This is a genomic window from Streptococcus oralis subsp. oralis (assembly GCF_002096455.1).
Lineage (GTDB): Bacteria > Bacillota > Bacilli > Lactobacillales > Streptococcaceae > Streptococcus > Streptococcus oralis_CY.
This window is the reverse complement of sequence record NZ_NCUL01000005.1, coordinates 109,131-126,978: the sequence shown is the minus strand read 5'-3', so window position 1 is coordinate 126,978 and position 17,848 is coordinate 109,131. Positions and strand designations below refer to the sequence as shown.

General features: G+C 41.6%; 16 protein-coding genes, 1 tRNA gene and 1 pseudogene. 2 read left to right on the top strand and 16 right to left on the bottom strand.

Annotated elements, in window-relative coordinates:
• Positions 1–276: 276 nt before the first annotated feature.
• The 14 genes and pseudogenes from B7720_RS02205 to B7720_RS02140 form a co-directional block, all read right to left on the bottom strand.
• Positions 277–348 (bottom strand) — tRNA-Glu (locus tag B7720_RS02205).
• A gap of 116 nt (positions 349–464) precedes the next feature.
• On the bottom strand, positions 465–899 hold the full coding sequence (locus B7720_RS02200) for a cytidine deaminase family protein (RefSeq protein WP_049519151.1): 435 nt from the start codon (positions 897–899) through the stop codon (positions 465–467).
• 12 nt (positions 900–911) lie between these two features.
• Positions 912–2,372: a glutamate--tRNA ligase gene (gene gltX / locus B7720_RS02195; RefSeq protein WP_084856273.1), complete on the bottom strand. Its 1,461-nt coding sequence runs from the start codon at positions 2,370–2,372 to the stop codon at positions 912–914.
• A 128-nt stretch (positions 2,373–2,500) separates the two neighbouring features.
• Positions 2,501–2,977, bottom strand: a pseudogene (pgi, locus tag B7720_RS02190) (glucose-6-phosphate isomerase); the annotation flags it as partial.
• A 196-nt stretch (positions 2,978–3,173) separates the two neighbouring features.
• Positions 3,174–3,545: a PTS glucitol/sorbitol transporter subunit IIA gene (locus B7720_RS02185; RefSeq protein WP_033585537.1), complete on the bottom strand. Its 372-nt coding sequence runs from the start codon at positions 3,543–3,545 to the stop codon at positions 3,174–3,176.
• Positions 3,546–3,642: 97 nt separating this feature from the next.
• Positions 3,643–4,623, bottom strand: coding sequence for a PTS glucitol/sorbitol transporter subunit IIB (srlE, locus tag B7720_RS02180; protein ID WP_000120696.1), 981 nt, complete (start codon positions 4,621–4,623; stop codon positions 3,643–3,645).
• 13 nt (positions 4,624–4,636) lie between these two features.
• Entirely contained in the window at positions 4,637–5,182 is a 546-nt protein-coding gene (gene srlA / locus B7720_RS02175) for a PTS glucitol/sorbitol transporter subunit IIC (protein WP_049490108.1), read from the bottom strand.
• A complete protein-coding gene (locus B7720_RS02170) occupies positions 5,179–5,676 on the bottom strand; it encodes a transcriptional regulator GutM (RefSeq protein WP_002893984.1) in 498 nt (165 codons plus the stop codon). Before B7720_RS02170 ends, srlA begins: the two co-directional genes overlap by 4 nt.
• Complete coding sequence (locus tag B7720_RS02165; protein WP_080976170.1) at positions 5,676–7,502, bottom strand: BglG family transcription antiterminator; 1,827 nt, start codon at positions 7,500–7,502, stop codon at positions 5,676–5,678. The genes B7720_RS02170 and B7720_RS02165 overlap by 1 nt, the downstream gene beginning before the upstream one ends.
• A 62-nt stretch (positions 7,503–7,564) precedes the next feature.
• Positions 7,565–8,365, bottom strand: coding sequence for an SDR family oxidoreductase (locus B7720_RS02160; RefSeq protein ID WP_001000838.1), 801 nt, complete (start codon positions 8,363–8,365; stop codon positions 7,565–7,567).
• A gap of 183 nt (positions 8,366–8,548) precedes the next feature.
• On the bottom strand, positions 8,549–9,898 hold the full coding sequence (locus B7720_RS02155; RefSeq protein ID WP_000018239.1) for a glucose-6-phosphate isomerase: 1,350 nt from the start codon (positions 9,896–9,898) through the stop codon (positions 8,549–8,551).
• 171 nt (positions 9,899–10,069) lie between these two features.
• A complete protein-coding gene (locus tag B7720_RS02150) occupies positions 10,070–10,759 on the bottom strand; it encodes a gamma-glutamyl-gamma-aminobutyrate hydrolase family protein (protein WP_049529724.1) in 690 nt (229 codons plus the stop codon).
• Between the two features lie 137 nt (positions 10,760–10,896).
• Positions 10,897–12,663, bottom strand: coding sequence for an ABC transporter ATP-binding protein (locus tag B7720_RS02145; protein WP_084856272.1), 1,767 nt, complete (start codon positions 12,661–12,663; stop codon positions 10,897–10,899).
• A 1-nt stretch (position 12,664) separates the two neighbouring features.
• Positions 12,665–14,371: an ABC transporter ATP-binding protein gene (locus B7720_RS02140; RefSeq protein WP_049478980.1), complete on the bottom strand. Its 1,707-nt coding sequence runs from the start codon at positions 14,369–14,371 to the stop codon at positions 12,665–12,667.
• 206 nt (positions 14,372–14,577) lie between these two features.
• Between B7720_RS02140 and B7720_RS02135 the strand changes: the two genes are divergently transcribed.
• Entirely contained in the window at positions 14,578–15,594 is a 1,017-nt protein-coding gene (locus B7720_RS02135) for an NAD(P)H-dependent glycerol-3-phosphate dehydrogenase (RefSeq protein ID WP_033585444.1), read from the top strand.
• 21 nt (positions 15,595–15,615) lie between these two features.
• Positions 15,616–16,515: a UTP--glucose-1-phosphate uridylyltransferase GalU gene (gene galU, locus B7720_RS02130; protein WP_000811022.1), complete on the top strand. Its 900-nt coding sequence runs from the start codon at positions 15,616–15,618 to the stop codon at positions 16,513–16,515.
• Between the two features lie 121 nt (positions 16,516–16,636).
• On the opposite strand, the gene B7720_RS02125 is transcribed toward galU, so the two are convergent.
• Positions 16,637–17,317 carry a rhomboid family intramembrane serine protease gene (locus B7720_RS02125; RefSeq protein ID WP_049505379.1) on the bottom strand — a complete coding sequence of 227 codons (681 nt, stop codon included), beginning with the start codon at positions 17,315–17,317 and terminating at the stop codon, positions 16,637–16,639.
• The gene (locus B7720_RS02120; RefSeq protein WP_084856270.1) at positions 17,301–17,840 is read right to left on the bottom strand and encodes a 5-formyltetrahydrofolate cyclo-ligase; all 540 of its coding nucleotides are present in this window, start codon (positions 17,838–17,840) and stop codon (positions 17,301–17,303) included. Before B7720_RS02120 ends, B7720_RS02125 begins: the two co-directional genes overlap by 17 nt.
• Between the last annotated feature and the right edge of the window lie 8 nt (positions 17,841–17,848).

Here is a 17,848-nt window from a genome sequence, read left to right as displayed (position 1 = left end):
GCACGCCGCCAGCGTTCGTCCTGAGCCAGGATCAAACTCTCATTAAAAGTTTGAGTTCTCACTCATTTCTGTCACTGACAGATTTATTGTTTTTTTCATTGTTCAGTACTATAACCTCAGTTATAGTGCCCTGCACATTGGTTCGTCTTGTTCAGTTTTCAAAGGTCTTTGTCACTCATTCTCTCAAGCGACAACTATATTAGTATATCACAGCTACCCGTCTCTGTCAACAGATTTTTTAAACTTTTTTCAAGTTTTTTTAGCCGCAATACAACATAGTCCGTACGGGATTCGAACCCGTGTTACCGCCGTGAAAAGGCGGTGTCTTAACCCCTTGACCAACGGACCTTGAGCTTTTCAACTCTTTCTATTATACCTACTTTTTTACCTTTGTCAAGGACTTTTTTCCTCTTTACCGAAATTCTGAAAAGATTAGGGAAAAGAGCCAGTTAAACTGACTCCTTCTATTTATCTTGCCAATTAGTCGCACGTTCTTCTCCCCACAAGTAAGGGATTAATTCAGCAACCTTAATTGTTTTTCTTGTTTCGTAGTTCATCATGAACTCTGCTTCTTTATTTTTAGCATTCAATTCTAAGAGAAATTCTCTGCAAGCGCCACAGGGCATACCTGATCCTTCGCCGTAGGGAGGTTTGTCTCGAAAGGCGAGGATTTTCTTAACTTTGGTCTGTCCTGAAAATTGATATATATTGAAGAGAGCCGCTCGTTCTGCACAGAGATGAAAAACGCCACAAGTGCCCTCCATACAAAATCCTGTGAAGATCTGACCATCTTCTGCTTCTACCGCAGCAACAACATGGTTAGCATAAACAAAGTCAGAAACTTCATGGGGATTGAATAAGGTTCGTGCTTCTTCATACATCTTTTCCCATGTATCCATCGGAAGTCCTTTTTATTTGGAGATCTCTTTCAGCATATTATCGATATGCTGAATTGACTTTTCACGTCCGAGTAAGAAAATGGTGTCTGGTAATTCTGGTCCATGCATTTCACCTGATACAGCAATACGAATCGGCATGAAGAGGTTTTTCCCTTTAATACCTGTTTCTTTTTGGACTGCTTTGATTTGTGGGAAGATGTTTTCTGTCACAAATTCCTCATCTGTCATCGCTTCTAGTTTCGCTTTGAAGGCTTCTAGAACAACCGGAACGGTTTCTCCTGCCATGACCTCGCGCTCAGCGTCTGTCAACTCTGGGAAATCTGAGAAGAAAAGTTCTGTCAATGGAACGATTTCATCCACTGACTTCATTTGTGGTTTGTATAGTTCCACCATTTTTTCAGACTTGTCAGTCAAACGCCCTGCTTCTTCTAAGTAAGGTTTAGCCATTTCAAAGATAGTAGCAAGTTCTGCTTTCTTGATGTAGTCGTTGCTCATCCAGTCTAGTTTCTTCTGATCAAATGCAGCTGGTGACTTGCTGAGACGATTTTCATCAAAGAGTTTAATCAATTCCTCACGAGAGAAAATTTCATCTTCGCCACCTGGATTCCAACCAAGAAGGGCGATAAAGTTAAAGACTGCTTCTGGCAAATAGCCTTTTTTACGGTAGTCTTCTATAAACTGAAGGGTATTGGTGTCACGTTTAGACAATTTTTTACCCGTTTCAGAGTTGATGATCAAAGTCATGTGACCAAACTCTGGTGCTTCCCAACCAAGCGCTTCATAGACCATGAGTTGTTTTGGAGTATTAGCAATATGGTCATCACCGCGGATAACGTGAGAGATTTGCATATCGTGGTCATCGATCACAACGGCAAAATTGTATGTTGGGTAACCATCTTTCTTTTGGATAACCCAGTCACCACCGATGTTGCCACCTTCAAACTCGATATCACCTTTGACCATATCATGCCATTTGTAGATACCAGACTCGTTAACAGCCAAACGAACAGTTGGGATGATACCAGCTGCTTCACGTTCTGCGACGTAAGCTGCTTTTTCTTCTTCGCTCATGCCAAGATATTCATTGATGTAACGTGGTGTTTCGCCAGCTGCTTCTTGGCGTTCGCGCTCAGCTGCCAACTCTTCTTCTGTAACGTAAGATTTGTAGGCTTTTCCTTCGGCTAGCAATTGGTCGATGTATTTTTGATAGAGTTCCAAACGCTCTGATTGGCGATAGTTTTCATGAGTTTCTGGACTTTCATCCCAGTCAATCCCCAACCAGCGAAGATTTTCAAGCTGTGAGCGTTCCCCATCTTCGACATGGCGTTTACGGTCAGTATCTTCGATACGAATGATAAAAGTTCCACCATGATGGCGTGCGTAAAGGTAGTTAAACAATGCTGTACGGGCATTTCCGATGTGTAGTAGTCCTGTTGGACTTGGTGCGTAGCGTACGCGGATATCTTTTGACATAGTTTCTCCTATAAAGTCTCTAGGCGTCTGCCTTTTTGCTTTCTATATTATATCACAAGTCTCGCCTGAGTCCAATGTCTACGAATAAAGAGAGTAAAAAAGAGTGGACAAGCCACTCTTTTCTTTTATTATAGACGTGCGTTAAGCTCTTTGCTCAATTCTTCAAATCCTGGTTTTCCAAGAAGGGCAAACATGTTACGTTTGTAGGCTTCAACACCTGGTTGGTCAAATGGGTTGATGGCATTCAAGTAACCTGAAAGGGCGATAGCCAATTCGAAGAAGTAGATAGTGTATCCAAGAGTGAAGGCATCTTGCTCAGGAAGAGTTACGTACATGTTTGGTACGTCACCGTCAGTGTGGGCAAGAAGAACACCGTCAGTTGCTTTTTTGTTAACGAAGTCAACGTCTTTTCCCTGAAGGTAACCAAGTCCATCAAGATCTTCTTCCAAAGTAGGGATAATCACGTTCTTACGTGGTTTGTCAACACGGACAACTGTTTCAAACATGATACGAGTTCCTTCTTGGATAAATTGACCCAATGAGTGTAGGTCTGTTGAGAAATTAGCTGAAGTTGGGTAAATCCCTTTTTGGTCTTTTCCTTCTGTTCAGGCACCCCTTGTGGATGCATCTGCTGGAAATTCCCTTGCACTGACTGGCTAGTTTGATTGACTTGCCAATCAACCACTGCGTCATCTATTTTTTCTAATTTAGACCCAGAAGCCTGGACTTTTGGTCCAGGCTCTGAATCAATTTTTTAGACTTTTATTTTTCTAAATTGCTTGATTTGAAATTTTATTATGGTTAAGCAGTTTCAAAAATCTGAATGGTAGAATCTTTATCAATTACTACCGCTTGATCTGCTACAACATGGAGTGTACCAGGAAGGCTCCCCTCTTTTGAACCATCAAAAGAAATCGTGATATGTCCCAGTCCAGTTAAATTTTTTTCTACTACATTTCCTACGGAACTAATCGAATATTCCTGATTATCTACCACCAGCTTGCCACCTTCTAGTATTGAACCTAGCAGATTTTTGTTATCAATCTTAAAACAATACTCTGATAAATCTTCTGGTGCTTCTTCTCCAAATAAAATGAGCATATTGGCATCTTGAATCATATTCTGAGCTTCAGACCCTACTTGAATTACTTTAGTTTCAAAAATTTTCTTCATCTGATTTCTATTCATACTTTCTCTAATTTGTCATAAACTTAGGCTTATAGATAAGTTTAACATAATAGTTCTCTGTTTTCAGGCATCTATCAAAGGTCTACTGATAAAGACCAATACTAGCTATCCAAGCAACTAGCACCCGCGGAACACCATTGAGAAAGCGTGAATAAAGTACCGAAGGGACACCAACCTCAACTGTTTCAGCCTTGGCTTCAGATAGGCCGAGTGCTACAGGAATGAAATCACAACCGTTTTGAGTGTTGATAGCAAATAAAGCTGGCAGAGCCATTTGGGGCGGAATAGTCCCTTTTCCGATTTCGACTCCAATTAAAGTTCCAATAATCTGACTAATAACAGCTCCGGGACCTAACAAAGGAGATAGGAATGGTAAGGAACAGATAAAGCCAATTAAAACGAGTCCCCAGATGTTCCCCGCTAGGGGAACCATTAATTTTGCCAGCCAATTTCCAACACCAGATCCTTGAATAACCCCAATCAGCAAGGAAACAAAGGCCATGAAAGGAATTATTGTATTGAGCATTGTTTGGATGGCTTCACGAGCAGCCTGGTTGAAAGTTGCAACGACCTTACCAGCCCCCATCCCAATTCGTGCTACAATACTTGTTTCAGCTTTTTGCTCTGTAATTTTTTTACTAGTATCGTAAGTTGGCTTTTCAGTTACCACAGTTGTCGCTTTTTCGTCTTCATTAGCAGCAGAAATTTGATTAAGGCCAACTGCTGACACATAGATTTCCTCGGTTATATATTGAGCTAGAGGCCCACTTTTCCCTGTAGCAACAATATTTATTGTAGGGATTCCCTTTTTAGGATAAATACCACAGCGAAGAGTACCGCCACAATCCACGATTGCTAAAGCAATTTCCTCATCTGGGATAGAAGTTTTAAACCCATTAACAGCTTCCATACCGGTCAAATCAGCAATTTTATCTACAATATCTGGCTTTTCTCCGCCGCCAGTAATATAGATGAATTTATGCTTAGCTTCACTAGGTGTAATGACCAAAGGTCCTCCGAAACCGCCATTTCCTTTAACAACTTTTATACTCTTATATGACATAATTTCACTCTTTCTATAAATCAAATGTTTTACTCAAGGTAACACCTTGCTGTTTTGCTACATAAGCAGTTGTAAAATCGGTTACCCAACCACCTACAAAGTTCATGACAAGCCCAACAAGCATGTAACGAATGGCTAAGTCCATTTGACTTAAACCTAAAGTTTGAATTCCTGTCGCAATTCCCATCCATACAAATAATTCCCCAGGATTGATATGTGGAAATACACCATTTGAAGTATGGCAAAACTGCATCTGAGCTGCTACAAAACTAGGTTTATAATATTCTGGTAAGAAACGTCCCATACTGATTGCCATCGGATTTCCCAGCATAAAAGCTGAAATGAAAGGTAAAATCATATACCGGCTAACAGGATTTTTGGCAGAAATCTTAGCCAAGGAATTGACCTTCTCTTCTCCCAAGAAAGCGATAAGGGTATTCATTGCAATCAATAGCATCAAGACAAGAGGTACAATATTTGTCATCCAGCTAATAAAGGTTTCTCCACCTAATTGGAAGAGTTTCATAAAACTCTCTGCAAATTTTGTAATGTGATTCATAAGGAACTCCTTTTCTTATTTTTTTTAAATAACTGTTTAATAGATAATTGTAAGTAATTCGCATAAAAGCCGAATCCCAGAAAAGAATCAGATGAACTTGTCTCTTTCTCAATACCTGCCTCATGCCAAAGATAGACTTTTCTAGCATCTTCTATGGCTGATTGCATCAACTTATTTTCTTTTCTCACAAGAGGATTATACTTGTCAAAATAATGGATGTCTTCTCCAACATAATCGTCCATATTTTGAAAACGCGCTAAGATTGTGACTCCTTGCATTTTGCTAGCTTTAAGAACCCGACCGTTTTCATCAACCGCGAACATGACAATCGTACCGGATTTTATTCTTCCGGACTTTCTGCCAATCGCTACGCGCCCCAGTTTTCGGAGCATCGTATAGGTCTTATTGAAGTCTTTGAGTTGCTGCCAGCCGAGGAACATTTGAAATATATAAGCTGCCATGACAAATACAGCGAAAATTATTAGCGAATTCATTAAAATACTCCTTTGCTCTTAGAAAATGATAGAAACTCTGTCTCTGTTTCTACAGCCCTCAATGCTTCTTTTAGAGAAGGCTCTCCTGCAATTCGAAAAATGTCGTCATACAATTCCAGCAATTCACTTTCCATTTTTCTTTCAATTTCTGAGGGTATGGCGACTAGAAAGATAAATTCAATCCATTCATCTCCTTTTTGATAAGGCTCTTCTAGTTTTCCAAACATTAAAATAGTCTTTGCATAACCCTGGTTAATTGTATGGGGGAAGGCAATTCCTCCACCAAAAATGGTTGATTGCTTTTTCTCCCTATCAATTATCCGATTTCTAAAACCTTCATCAATCATCTGAAGTTTCTCTAACTCTGAAATCATATTTAGCAAGTATTGCTGATAGGTTTTTTGGGGGCTCAACCGAAGAAAACGTAAGCTGACTGTTTCTAGATTTTTTTGATGAAAAGCATTGGCCCTCTGCCATTCTTCCTGCAGCCATTGATCATCAAAAAGATGATTAACTTGAATGACTGGAGATTTAGAATCTTTATATTTTAGAGGAACTGTCGTAAAAATCGCGAAATAGTCCTGATTTAAATCCACATTAAAATCCTCTTCAGAATACTGAGTAATGTCTACATCATTTCCAAGGACTCGTCTGAGTTGCTGAATAATCATCGCAGCAGTTCCTCTTCCTGTTGTGCAAACTACAGCTATCTGCTTGCGATAACCCTTAACAGCAGAATTTTGCTTTCTTAAAATCATTTCAAAATACAAAGCCAGATATCCGATTTCAGATAATTCCATTTCAGAACCAAAAATTGCAGATAGTTCTTCTCCAGCTATTTTTGCCATTTCAAAAGCAAAAGGATATTGAGTTTGAACCTCGCCATGAAATATATCATTAGCTTGCACATGGAAAATCAGTCGATTGATTAAGGGGCCTAGATGAGATTTGATTTCTTCAAATAATTCTTCATCATCAAAGTGAACCAACATTGTTTCTTTGACTTTCTTGACAATCCCTTGAAAAATATTTGCAAGCTGTTCAGATTGATAAGATGTCTTGCTTAAAGTGTCAATAAAACGGACATTAAACGGAAAACACAAAAAGTCTATCTCAAACTGACTGAGAGAAATCTTATAAGTCATCTCAATATGATAGATTAATTTCTCAGCTAAAGGTGTCTCTGTTAAATCATTCCTATAGTAAGGAATAGGACAATTCAACACTCTAGATGTATGAATACGCTCCACCATAATTGAAATGGTCTTTCGAAGGAGTTCCTGTGTTTCTTTAGGGATTTTATAGTCCTGGACTAGCGTCTCCAGAAAAGAAGATGTTGCCTCAGTGAGTGTCCTTCCTTCAAAGTAAGGAGCCACTTGGTGAATATAGAGCAAGCGCAAATTCAGCTCGCTCCCCAAGACCTCCAGCCCACGGTTGGGCTTTCCTGAAATAGTGATAGAGTAACTCTCTGCCAAAGATTTTACTTGTTTTAAATCCTTATTAAGGGTACTTCTACTAACACCTACTTCCTCAGCCAAGTCGTCAATAAGAAGAGGGGAGGTTGACTCAATTAAACGTTTTAGCAAATAGGCAATTCTTTTACTGGAAGAATTGAAGTCACTCTCCTGTTTTAAACTACCAGATAAAATCCTTTCCAACTCTGTATAGTCATACACTTCTAACATTAACTGATCATCTTGTGCGATAATCTGGATATTAGGAGCCAAAACATCATTTAATTGTTGGATACTCTTTTGCAAGGTTTGCAAGCTAATATCCAGTTCTGAGCGCATATCTACCAAGGAATAAGTTGGCTGTGAGACCATTTTTTCTAAAATGTTATACCATCGATTTACTAAGGTCAACTCTCTTCCTCACCTTCATTTTTTTAACCGCGAGTTTTCCCTCCAGCAATATTTGTAGTGACTCCAGTTATATAGCTAGAACGATCTGAAATATAGAATGCTACAAGATCAGCTACTTCCCGTAGTTTACCACTTCGTCCCAAAGGAGTTGTTGAAGTTGAAGCATAACCAGCTCGAATATCTTCTACCGTCTTTCCACGGGTATAAGCAAGAGCTTCCTCATAAGAAAGAGTTCGAAGCCCCGTAGCTTCCATAATTCCTGGAGCAATTCCAACCACACGTACACCATGCTTACCCAGCTCTTTCGCCCATGAACGAGTGTAACTATAGACTGCTGCTTTTGTTGCAGCATAGGCACTTTGTCCTTCAGAACCTTCCAAACCTGCTTCTGAAGCCATGTTCACAATTACACCTTTTCTATTTTTCACTAAAATACGTCCTACTGCCTGACTAACCAAATACAAACCTTTTTGATTAATCATTGTTACTTTTTCAAACGTTTCATCGTCTAACTCGTAAGGACCTTTAGGATTTTCTGCATCAATTAATAATCTGGGAACATTAATCCCTGCATTATTGACTACCGCATCAATATTGCCAAATCTTTCAACTATTTTGGCAACACCCTCTTCTACTTCAGAGCGAGAAGTTACATCAACTTTTACAAATAATAGATTCGGGTGACGCAAATCGTTGTCGCTAAGATCAAAATTCGCTACATTGACTCCTAATTCCAGCAATTCTTCAACGATTGCCTTACCGATCCCAGATGACGCGCCAGTCACAAGAACTGTTTTGCCTTTTATGTTTAACCAATCATTCATTTTGATACCTCTCAAATTTTATTTACAAGGCAATTATACAGCGCTTTCATAAAAGAATTAAGACACTCTTTTTTACACTTTTAAAAAAAATAATAAACTAATTAAGAGGCTTGTACTAAAAATCCACAAGAAATGAACTTGTGGATCTTTTTATATTCTAAATGAACTCAAAGCATATGAGAATCAAAGGCGTGCATTCAACTCAGCACCCAGCTCTTCAAAGCCTGGTTTCCCAAGAAGAGCAAACATGTTTTTCTTATAAGCTTCAACTCCAGGCTGGTCAAATGGATTGATACCATTCAGGTAGCCAGAAAGAGCAATAGCCAACTCAAAGAAGTAAATAGTGTAGCCCAAAGTGAACTCATCTTGCTCAGGCAGTGTCACAAACATATTTGGAACTCCACCATCAGTGTGTGCTAACAGCACTCCATCTGTAGCTTTTTTATTGACAAAGTCAACATCTTTTCCTTGCAAGTAGCCAAGACCGTCCAAGTCTTCTGCCAATTCAGGAATCAGCACATTTTTGCGAGGTTTATCTACACGGATAACTGTTTCAAAGAGGATACGGGTACCTTCCTGGATAAATTGTCCCAGAGAGTGCAAGTCTGTTGAGAAGTTAGCTGAAGTTGGATAAATCCCTTTTTGGTCTTTCCCTTCTGACTCACCAGCCAGTTGCTTCCACCACTCAGAGAAGTATTGCAGAGATGGTTCATAGTTAGCTAGAACTTCTGTCAGATAACCTTTACGGTACAAGATATTGCGTACAACTGCATATTGATATGCTTCATTTTCAGCCAACTTATCAGAAGCATAAGCCTTGCGAGCAGCATTTGCTCCTTCCATTAACTTGCTGATATCAGCTCCTGCAGCTGCGATTGGCAAGAGCCCCACTGCTGTCAATACTGTAAAACGACCACCTACACTATCAGGCACTACAAAAGTATCCCAGCCATTAGCATCTGCTTCAACCTTAACTGCACCTTTAGCGCGGTCTGTAGTTGCGTAGATACGTTGGTTAGCTTCTTCTTGACCGTACTTCTTAACCAAGAGTTCTTTGAAGACACGGAAAGCAATAGCCGGTTCAGTTGTTGTACCTGATTTAGAAATCACGTTTACTGAGAAATCTTTGTCTGATACATAGTCTACCAAATCAGCCAAATAGCTTGAAGAGATAGAGTTTCCAGCATAGAGGATCTGAGGTGCCTTGCGTTCTTCCTTTCTTTGCAAGTTTACAAATGAATTATTCAAGAAATCAATAGCTGCACGAGCTCCTAAATAGGAACCACCAATACCGATTACGATCAATACCTCACTATCAGATTGGATTTTAGCAGCAGCCTTTTGAATACGAGCAAATTCATCTTTGTCATATTCTTCAGGTAAGTTCAACCAGCCAGTCATTTCTGCCCCAGGACCTGTACCATTTCGCAGAGCAGAATCTGCTGCAGTCACTTGAGGCTGCATATAATCTAGTTCATGTGGTGCAACAAATTTATCTAATACTTTTGAATAATCAAATTTAATATGTGACATAATATTCCTCCAAAATTTCTTCTCTTCTATCATAACCCTTACCTTAGATTTTTTCAAGTTTTTATACTGAATTTTTCCAAATTTTATCATAATTTAAACATTTGCGTAAAAAATGTTACAATATTAAAATTTGAACGAAATAAGACAAAAAAACGACTAGGTTTCCAGTCGTTATAATTCATTCAATAAATACTCAAATAATTCTAAGTTGCCATCTTCTTCATTGACCAAAAATTCTGGATGCCACTGGAGACCAATAATACGGTGCTCATCAATAGATTCGATTGCTTCAACAGTTTGATCACGTGGATCCACAGCCGTCACGCGGAAATTGGGTGCCAAGTCTTTAATACTCTGACGATGTACTGAGTTAACCTGACTTTCTTTACCAAATAATTTAGACACTACACTGCCATCCACTGTCTCAATAGAATGTGAAGTCCCAAAAGGTAGACCTTGCCAATGACCTTCAATATCCTGATTGAGTGTCCCACCAAAAGCAACGTTGACAAGCTGAACGCCACGGCAAATGGCTAAGATTGGTTTGTTCTGACGCAAGGCTTCTTGTAGAAGAGCTAGCTCAAACTCGTCGCGAGCTAGGTTATAGTCGTCGCTATCAATTGTTTTTTCCTCACCATAAAACTGAGGATGAACATTTTGTCCCCCAGTCAAGATGAGCTTATCAATCATTTCTACATAGTCATGGACAAGTGTCTCATCACCAACCGGAATGACCAAAGGAAGTCCGCCAACCTGACGAATACTTTCAGCAAATTTACAGGATACAGATGAGTGGATGTTTTTTCCTTCTGCGTCTACAGGACATAGGTTTGCCGCTACTCCAACAACTGTTCTTACCATTACTGACTTCCTTTCGTTCTCCATTGATAATCTTATCTTATCACCCTTACCCACTCCTGTCTAATATGTATTTTTTAAGTCCGTGATAAAATTTTTTTATCAGAAAAAGTTGCCCAAAATTAGGACAACTTTTTTGCTTATTCAAAGACAAATTGATTATGGTACAGTTCGGAGTAAAAGCCTCCAAGCTTGAGTAATTCGTGATGATTTCCTTGTTCGATAACCTCACCATCCTTAAGGACAATAATCTGATCGGCATTGAGAATAGTTTTCAAGCGATGGGCAATCACAAAGCTCGTTCTTCCTGCCACAATTGCCTCCATAGCATTTTGAATCTTGCTCTCTGTTACAGTATCCACGTTTGATGTTGCCTCATCCAAGATTAAGACCTGGGGATCCGTCATTAAGGTTCGAGCGATGGAAATCAACTGCTTCTGACCGGTTGAGAAGACGCTCTGGTCATCATTAATCAGAGTATCGTACTTATCTGGTAGACTTTCGATATATTCATGGATATGCGTAGCCTTAGCAGCTGCTTCTACCATCTCCTGACTAGCATCTGGCACACCGAAGCGGATATTATCCCGAATCGTTCCACTAAACAAGACCGAATCCTGCAAGACAATCCCGACCTTGCTCCGCAGGCTGTCCAAGTCGTAGTCACGAATGTCTTTGCCATCAAAAGAAATGCTACCTGCATCCACATCGTAGAAACGATTGATGAGGTTCATGATGGTTGTTTTCCCCGAACCAGTCGGGCCTACAACTGCTATCATCTGCCCCTTAGGAGCTGAAATGCTAACATCTTTTAAAATCGGCTTGTCTGGCACATAAGAGAAATCAATGTGACTGATTTCAACACCTTCTCGCAATTCCGTAAAGGCAGGCGCATTTTGCGGACGAATCTCTTCTTCTGCATCGAACATTTCTTGGATACGATCCGCCCCAGTAAAGGCCAACTGGAGGCTCCCCCAACTCGCAGCCACCTGGATAATCGGCTGGTAGTACTGCTGAGAAAATTGGGTAAACATGACGATCAAACCTAGGGCTGTCGTTGTTTCGATACTTGGATCGTTCAGCAAGACCGCAGAACCTGCAAAAATAACGATGGCCGTATTGACCAAGCTCATCCCATTCATAACTGGAAAGAGGATACCTGAGAACATTCTCCCTTTAAAAGTTGCCTTGCGCACGCGCTCATTTTGCTCCACAAAGCCTGCTACGATGTCATCTTGAATTCCTTGTACGATAACAGCTTTCTGTCCAGAAATACTCTCGTCCATGTAGGCGTTAAGTTTCCCAACCTCTTTTTGCTGGAGATTGGTATACTTGCGGGCCATTTTCACGATGAAAACCAGCATGAGAAAGGCCACTGGAGTGCTGGCTACTGTTATCAGGGCGAGCGTCACATTTCTTGAAAACATGACAAAAATCAAACCGATGTAAAGAGCAATATTGCTCATAACCTGAACTAGGCTTTCATTGAAGGCTTGAAGGATGTTGTCCAAGTCACTCGTGAAGCGAGAAAGGATATCGCCATCCTGATGGCGGTCAAAGAAAGAAACGGTCAAACGAGAGAGTTTGCCAAAGAGGCCCTTACGCATCTCATTGGTTGACTCAGCAATCACACGGGTCATCAAGGTCATGTAAATCAAACTGGATACCACTAAGGCGAGGACAACTAGAGCTAGATTCAGCATCAGAGCTGACAAACTCTGCCAGGCTAGTTCGGAAGTTCCATTTTGATAAGCCAGAACTAGGTTAGCAAGCTCCGTGACTGCTTGACCTGAAAAAACTGGAAAGAGGGCTTGGGCAATCGTCGCAACTGCAACCATCAGAATCACAATGACAAAGGAGAACTTGTAAACTTTAAAATAATTCCAGAAAAATCGAACGGTTTTCATTTTATTCCTCCTTTCCCTTTTGTGTTTCGTAGATTTCGCGGTAGACGGCATTGTTAGCTACCAAGTCTGCATGCCGTCCTTCTCCAATCAAGCGTCCTTGGTCCAAGACCAAAATCTTGTCTGCATGGACGACTGAACTAATCTTTTGAGCGATGATAATGGTTGTCGTCCCTTTCAGGTCTTTATTCAAAGCTTCCTGTACGAGTCTCTCTGACTTAGCATCCAAGGCTGAAGTCGAATCGTCAAAAATCAGGATACGGGGATTGCTGACAATCCCACGGGCAATGGACATCCGTTGCTTTTGTCCACCAGAAAAGTTGGTGCCACGTTCTTCAACCTGACTCTCAAATTTGTTTTCCATGCGCCCGATAAATTCACTGGCTTGGGCAATCCGTGCCGCACGTTCCAGTTCGGATACGCTGGCATTGCCTTTCCCTTGACGAAGATTATCTGCAATGGTTCCGCTAAAGAGAATAGCACGTTGCAAGACGATGGAAACTGTTTTACGCAAGGTTCCCTCGCTGACGTCTCGAATATCCTTGCCACCAATCTTGATAGATCCCTCCTGCGGATCAAAAAGTCGTGGAATTAACTGAGCTAGAGTGGACTTCCCTGCTCCAGTAGCCCCAACCACACCGACCATCTGACCAGGCGCAATATCAAAGGTTACATTCTTCAGCATAGGCTCATCATCATTAGGATAGGTGAAGGTCACATTTTCAAAAGAGAGACTTCCTTCTAACTCTTCATCCGGGAGATCTTTAAAGGTCATCGCTGGCTCGGTATCTAGAATCTCTCGGATACGACGCAAGGAAATCATGGCACGGCTGACAGAATTTCCTAAAAATCCAACCATGATGATGGTAAAGATAATCTGGCTGAGATAGTTGATAAAGGAAGCAATCGAGCCCACTACAGACGGATCTGACTGAGCCATTCCAGCCACTAACCAGATAGAGAGGAAGACCGCCCCATAGCCGACTAGCATCATAACGGGTTCTATAATTGAGAAGGCATAACCAATATAAAGATTTTGGCCGAGAAGTTCATCTGAAACCTCGGTAAATTTGTCAAATTGTGCTTTTTCTTGTACAAAGGATTTGACCACGCGCACACCACGTAGATTTTCCTTAGCGATAGCATTAATCCGTTCAAGAAGGGTTTGAAACTTAGCAAATCGTGGCCCCATCATCCCCATCATGATGGCTGTTAGTGCAAAGATTAGGAGCACCATGAGGACAATGACCCACCAAAGTGACGGAAGAGTGTGAACCGCCAAGATAAAGGAACCGATAAAGAGAAGAGGGAGACGGAAGAGGATTTGAAAAGCCATCATCACCACGTTCTGAATTTGGTTGATATCATTGGTCATTCGGACGACAAGGTTACCCGCATTGAATTGCTCGATATTGGCATAAGAAAAAGTCTGGATCTTGCGAAAAGCGTCTTCACGAAGGTCCGAAGACACTCCTTGGGCAATATAGGCTGCAAGTGTTACATTGACCCCACCTGCAACCAGACCGACTAGGGCTACTCCTATCAGCCAAGCGCCAATACTATAAATAGCCTCATTTTGACCGGCCAACAAAGCCTCTAACACCTCTTGCAAATAGCGCGGTTGCAAGAGCGAGCTCGCAACCATCAAGCCTGTCATCATTAGGGATGCCAAGGCCTGCCATTTATAGGTTTTTATTTTTTTAATGAGCATATTTCCTCCTAATAAAATAGATAAAGGGAGCGACATCCTGCGTCAGCTCCTTCTCATTCGTTCATATTGATGCTATTCTAGCAAAAAAGAGGCATCTTGTCAAAGAAGTCTCCTTGTTATAAATTAGTGCGCTTTCATCCACAGGTGATGCATGAAAAGGCTTTTTATGGTAAAATGAAAGGAAGAACTCTTACAAGGAGGAAAAGATGAAGAAACAAACCATCGCTGTCTTGGGTCCTGGTTCTTGGGGAACTGCCCTTTCGCAGGTCCTAAACGACAATGGACACGAGGTTCGAATTTGGGGAAATATTTCTGACCAAATTGATGAAATCAATAACCAACATACAAACAAACGCTATTTCAAAGATATCCTACTGGACGAAAAAATCAAAGCCTATCATGACTTGGAAGAAACACTAAAGGATGTGGATGCTGTTTTATTTGTGGTCCCAACAAAAGTAACGAGACTGGTTGCCCAACAAGTGGCAAAGGTGCTCGATCACAAGGTTGTCATCATGCATGCCTCCAAAGGATTGGAACCAGATAGCCACAAACGTCTATCAACTATTCTTGAAGAGGAAATTCCAGTCGATCTCCGTAGTGAAGTCGTCGTTGTTTCAGGACCTAGCCACGCTGAGGAAACGATTGTGCGGGATATTACCTTGATCACTGCAGCCTCTAAAGACCTTGAAACGGCCCAGTACGTCCAAAATCTCTTTAGCAATCACTACTTCCGTCTCTATACTAATACGGATGTTATCGGGGTTGAAACCGCTGGTGCTCTCAAAAACATCATCGCAGTTGGCGCTGGGGCACTACATGGTCTGGGGTTTGGCGACAATGCCAAGGCAGCTATCATTGCCCGTGGCTTGGCTGAAATCACCCGTCTAGGGGTCGCTCTTGGAGCTAACCCTCTGACTTATAGCGGTCTTTCTGGAGTTGGAGATTTGATTGTAACGGGGACATCTGTCCACTCTCGTAACTGGAGGGCCGGTGATGCTCTCGGTCGTGGAGAATCCCTCGCAGACATCGAAGCAAACATGGGTATGGTCATCGAAGGCATTTCAACAACTCGAGCAGCTTACGAGCTGGCTCAGGAATTGGGTGTCTACATGCCAATCACACAGGCTATTTACCGAGTGATCTATGAAGGTGTCAATATCAAAGAAGCAATCACTGACATCATGAGCAATGAATTTAAAGCAGAAAACGAATGGTCGTAGACCCTTATAGAAAGGAACATCATGAAACAAAAAGTCAGAAAAGCAGTCATCCCTGCCGCTGGATTGGGAACTCGTTTCCTCCCAGCAACTAAGGCCTTGGCCAAGGAAATGTTGCCAATCGTAGACAAGCCAACTATCCAGTTTATCGTTGAAGAAGCTCTCAAATCTGGTATCGAAGATATCTTGGTTGTTACAGGTAAGTCAAAACGTTCTATTGAGGACCACTTCGATTCAAACTTCGAATTGGAATACAACCTCAAAGAAAAAGGGAAAACAGATCTTCTGAAGCTAGTTGATGAAACAACTGGCATGCGCCTGCATTTTATCCGTCAAACACATCCACGTGGTCTCGGAGATGCTGTCTTGCAAGCCAAAGCTTTCGTTGGAAATGAACCTTTTGTCGTTATGCTTGGTGATGACTTGATGGATATCACGGACGAAAAGGCTGTTCCGCTTACCAAACAACTCATGGATGACTACGAGCGTACTCATGCGTCTACTATCGCTGTTATGCCAGTCCCTCACGACGAAGTATCTGCCTATGGGGTTATTGCTCCGCAAGGCGAAGGAAAAGACGGCCTTTACAGCGTTGAAACCTTCGTTGAAAAACCTGCACCAGAGGATGCTCCTAGCGACCTTGCTATCATCGGACGCTACCTCCTCACGCCTGAAATTTTCCAAATCCTCGAAAACCAAGCTCCAGGTGCAGGAAATGAAATTCAGCTGACAGATGCAATCGATACCCTCAATAAAACACAACGTGTGTTTGCTCGTGAGTTCAAGGGGGCTCGTTACGATGTCGGAGACAAGTTTGGCTTTATGAAAACTTCCATCGACTACGCTCTCAAACACCCACAAGTCAAAGACGACTTGAAAGACTACCTCATCCAACTCGGAAAAGAGTTAGCTGAGGGGGAATAGAAGAAAAACAAAGCTCTTAAATAAGGGCTTTGTTTTTTTGTTGAAGCTTGCAATAAAAAAGCCATCTTTGCAGATGACTTATTAGCAATCGAATCGGTGCTCGCTTTTAACTATTCCATCCCTACACATAGCTCATTCCCTTATAGCAAAGGAAAACAGCTAGTGCAATAAAAAGTACCGTTGCTCCGATTCGCTGGCTAGTACTGTACATCCTTCTCTCCCATTTGACTGGGAAGATGACTGCTAGAAAGGCACCGCCTACTGCCCCACCAATATGCCCAGCTAGGCTGATTCCTGGAATTAGAACACTTCCAATGATATTTATCACGAAAAGCGTCAGGTAGGATTGCCCCAACTGCTGAATATAGGGGTTGCGAGTTGCGTAACGCAAGACGATAATCGCAGCAAATAGCCCGTATAGGGAAGTGGATGCCCCAGCAGCGACAACTTTCGGTGTGAAAGCAAACACAAAGAGATTACCCATCATTCCAGATAAGAGATAGAGAAAGAAGAACTGCTTAGAACCGAAAATCTCCTCCACCTGTCGTCCAAGAAAGTAGAGCGAAATCATATTGACAATGAAATGCTCCCATCCAATATGCACAAATATAGCCGAAAAAAGGCGCCATATCTGCTCAGGGAACAGGCGAATGATCGGTCCATACATGGCTCCAAACTGAAGCAGGGTATCTGCTCGTTCAAAATTTAAACCTGTAAGAACCAACATCAAGAGAAATACCAATGCTGTTACTAGGAGGAAGAAGCTAGTCACAGGATAACGTTTATCAAAGATTTCCTTCATCTATTAGCACCTCCTGGACGGGAATATCATGGTTTTCCGAGTTAAACTCCTGAACTTGACAAGGATAGATTGTACTCATGGTATGCCCAGCAAAATGTTCTAGATAGCGGTCGTAGTATCCTCCACCATATCCAATCCGATAGCCCTCTGTTGTAAAAGCCAAGCCCGGAACATGAATTAAATCAATCTGAGACGGTTCCACCACTTCCAAGTCTCCTTGCGGTTCCAGTAAACCAAAGGAAGTTTTTGCCAACTGCTGCGGATGATAGACCACAAACTCCATGCGCCCCTTGGGATAGGTTTTGGGTATCAAAACCTTCTTGCCGTCCTTCAGCGCCTGCTCAATCAGTTCCTGCGTTTGAAATTCATGAGGGAAGGAGAGATAGGTTGCGATGGTCTTGGCTTCTTGGTAAAAAGGGTGTTGTAAGAAACCCTCAGTTAAAACTCGATCCATAGCCTGTTTTTGCTCCTGAGATAAAGCCTTCATTTCTTGCAAAATTTTCTTGCGTAGTTCTGCTTTCATAGACAACT

What these genes read in the sequence shown, in the direction of transcription:
- B7720_RS02200 (WP_049519151.1), bottom strand. Translation starts at nt 899, where the DNA reads ATGGATACATGGGAAAAGATGTATGAAGAAGCACGAACCTTATTCAAT.
- galU (WP_000811022.1), top strand. Translation starts at nt 15,616, where the DNA reads ATGAAACAAAAAGTCAGAAAAGCAGTCATCCCTGCCGCTGGATTGGGA.
- srlA (WP_049490108.1), bottom strand. Translation starts at nt 5,182, where the DNA reads ATGAATCACATTACAAAATTTGCAGAGAGTTTTATGAAACTCTTCCAA.
- B7720_RS02140 (WP_049478980.1), bottom strand. Translation starts at nt 14,371, where the DNA reads ATGCTCATTAAAAAAATAAAAACCTATAAATGGCAGGCCTTGGCATCC.
- B7720_RS02150 (WP_049529724.1), bottom strand. Translation starts at nt 10,759, where the DNA reads ATGGTAAGAACAGTTGTTGGAGTAGCGGCAAACCTATGTCCTGTAGAC.
- B7720_RS02160 (WP_001000838.1), bottom strand. Translation starts at nt 8,365, where the DNA reads ATGAATGATTGGTTAAACATAAAAGGCAAAACAGTTCTTGTGACTGGC.
- B7720_RS02135 (WP_033585444.1), top strand. Translation starts at nt 14,578, where the DNA reads ATGAAGAAACAAACCATCGCTGTCTTGGGTCCTGGTTCTTGGGGAACT.
- B7720_RS02170 (WP_002893984.1), bottom strand. Translation starts at nt 5,676, where the DNA reads ATGAATTCGCTAATAATTTTCGCTGTATTTGTCATGGCAGCTTATATA.
- srlE (WP_000120696.1), bottom strand. Translation starts at nt 4,623, where the DNA reads ATGTCATATAAGAGTATAAAAGTTGTTAAAGGAAATGGCGGTTTCGGA.
- B7720_RS02120 (WP_084856270.1), bottom strand. Translation starts at nt 17,840, where the DNA reads ATGAAAGCAGAACTACGCAAGAAAATTTTGCAAGAAATGAAGGCTTTA.
- gltX (WP_084856273.1), bottom strand. Translation starts at nt 2,372, where the DNA reads ATGTCAAAAGATATCCGCGTACGCTACGCACCAAGTCCAACAGGACTA.
- B7720_RS02165 (WP_080976170.1), bottom strand. Translation starts at nt 7,502, where the DNA reads ATGGTCTCACAGCCAACTTATTCCTTGGTAGATATGCGCTCAGAACTG.
- B7720_RS02155 (WP_000018239.1), bottom strand. Translation starts at nt 9,898, where the DNA reads ATGTCACATATTAAATTTGATTATTCAAAAGTATTAGATAAATTTGTT.
- B7720_RS02125 (WP_049505379.1), bottom strand. Translation starts at nt 17,317, where the DNA reads ATGAAGGAAATCTTTGATAAACGTTATCCTGTGACTAGCTTCTTCCTC.
- B7720_RS02145 (WP_084856272.1), bottom strand. Translation starts at nt 12,663, where the DNA reads ATGAAAACCGTTCGATTTTTCTGGAATTATTTTAAAGTTTACAAGTTC.
- B7720_RS02185 (WP_033585537.1), bottom strand. Translation starts at nt 3,545, where the DNA reads ATGAAGAAAATTTTTGAAACTAAAGTAATTCAAGTAGGGTCTGAAGCT.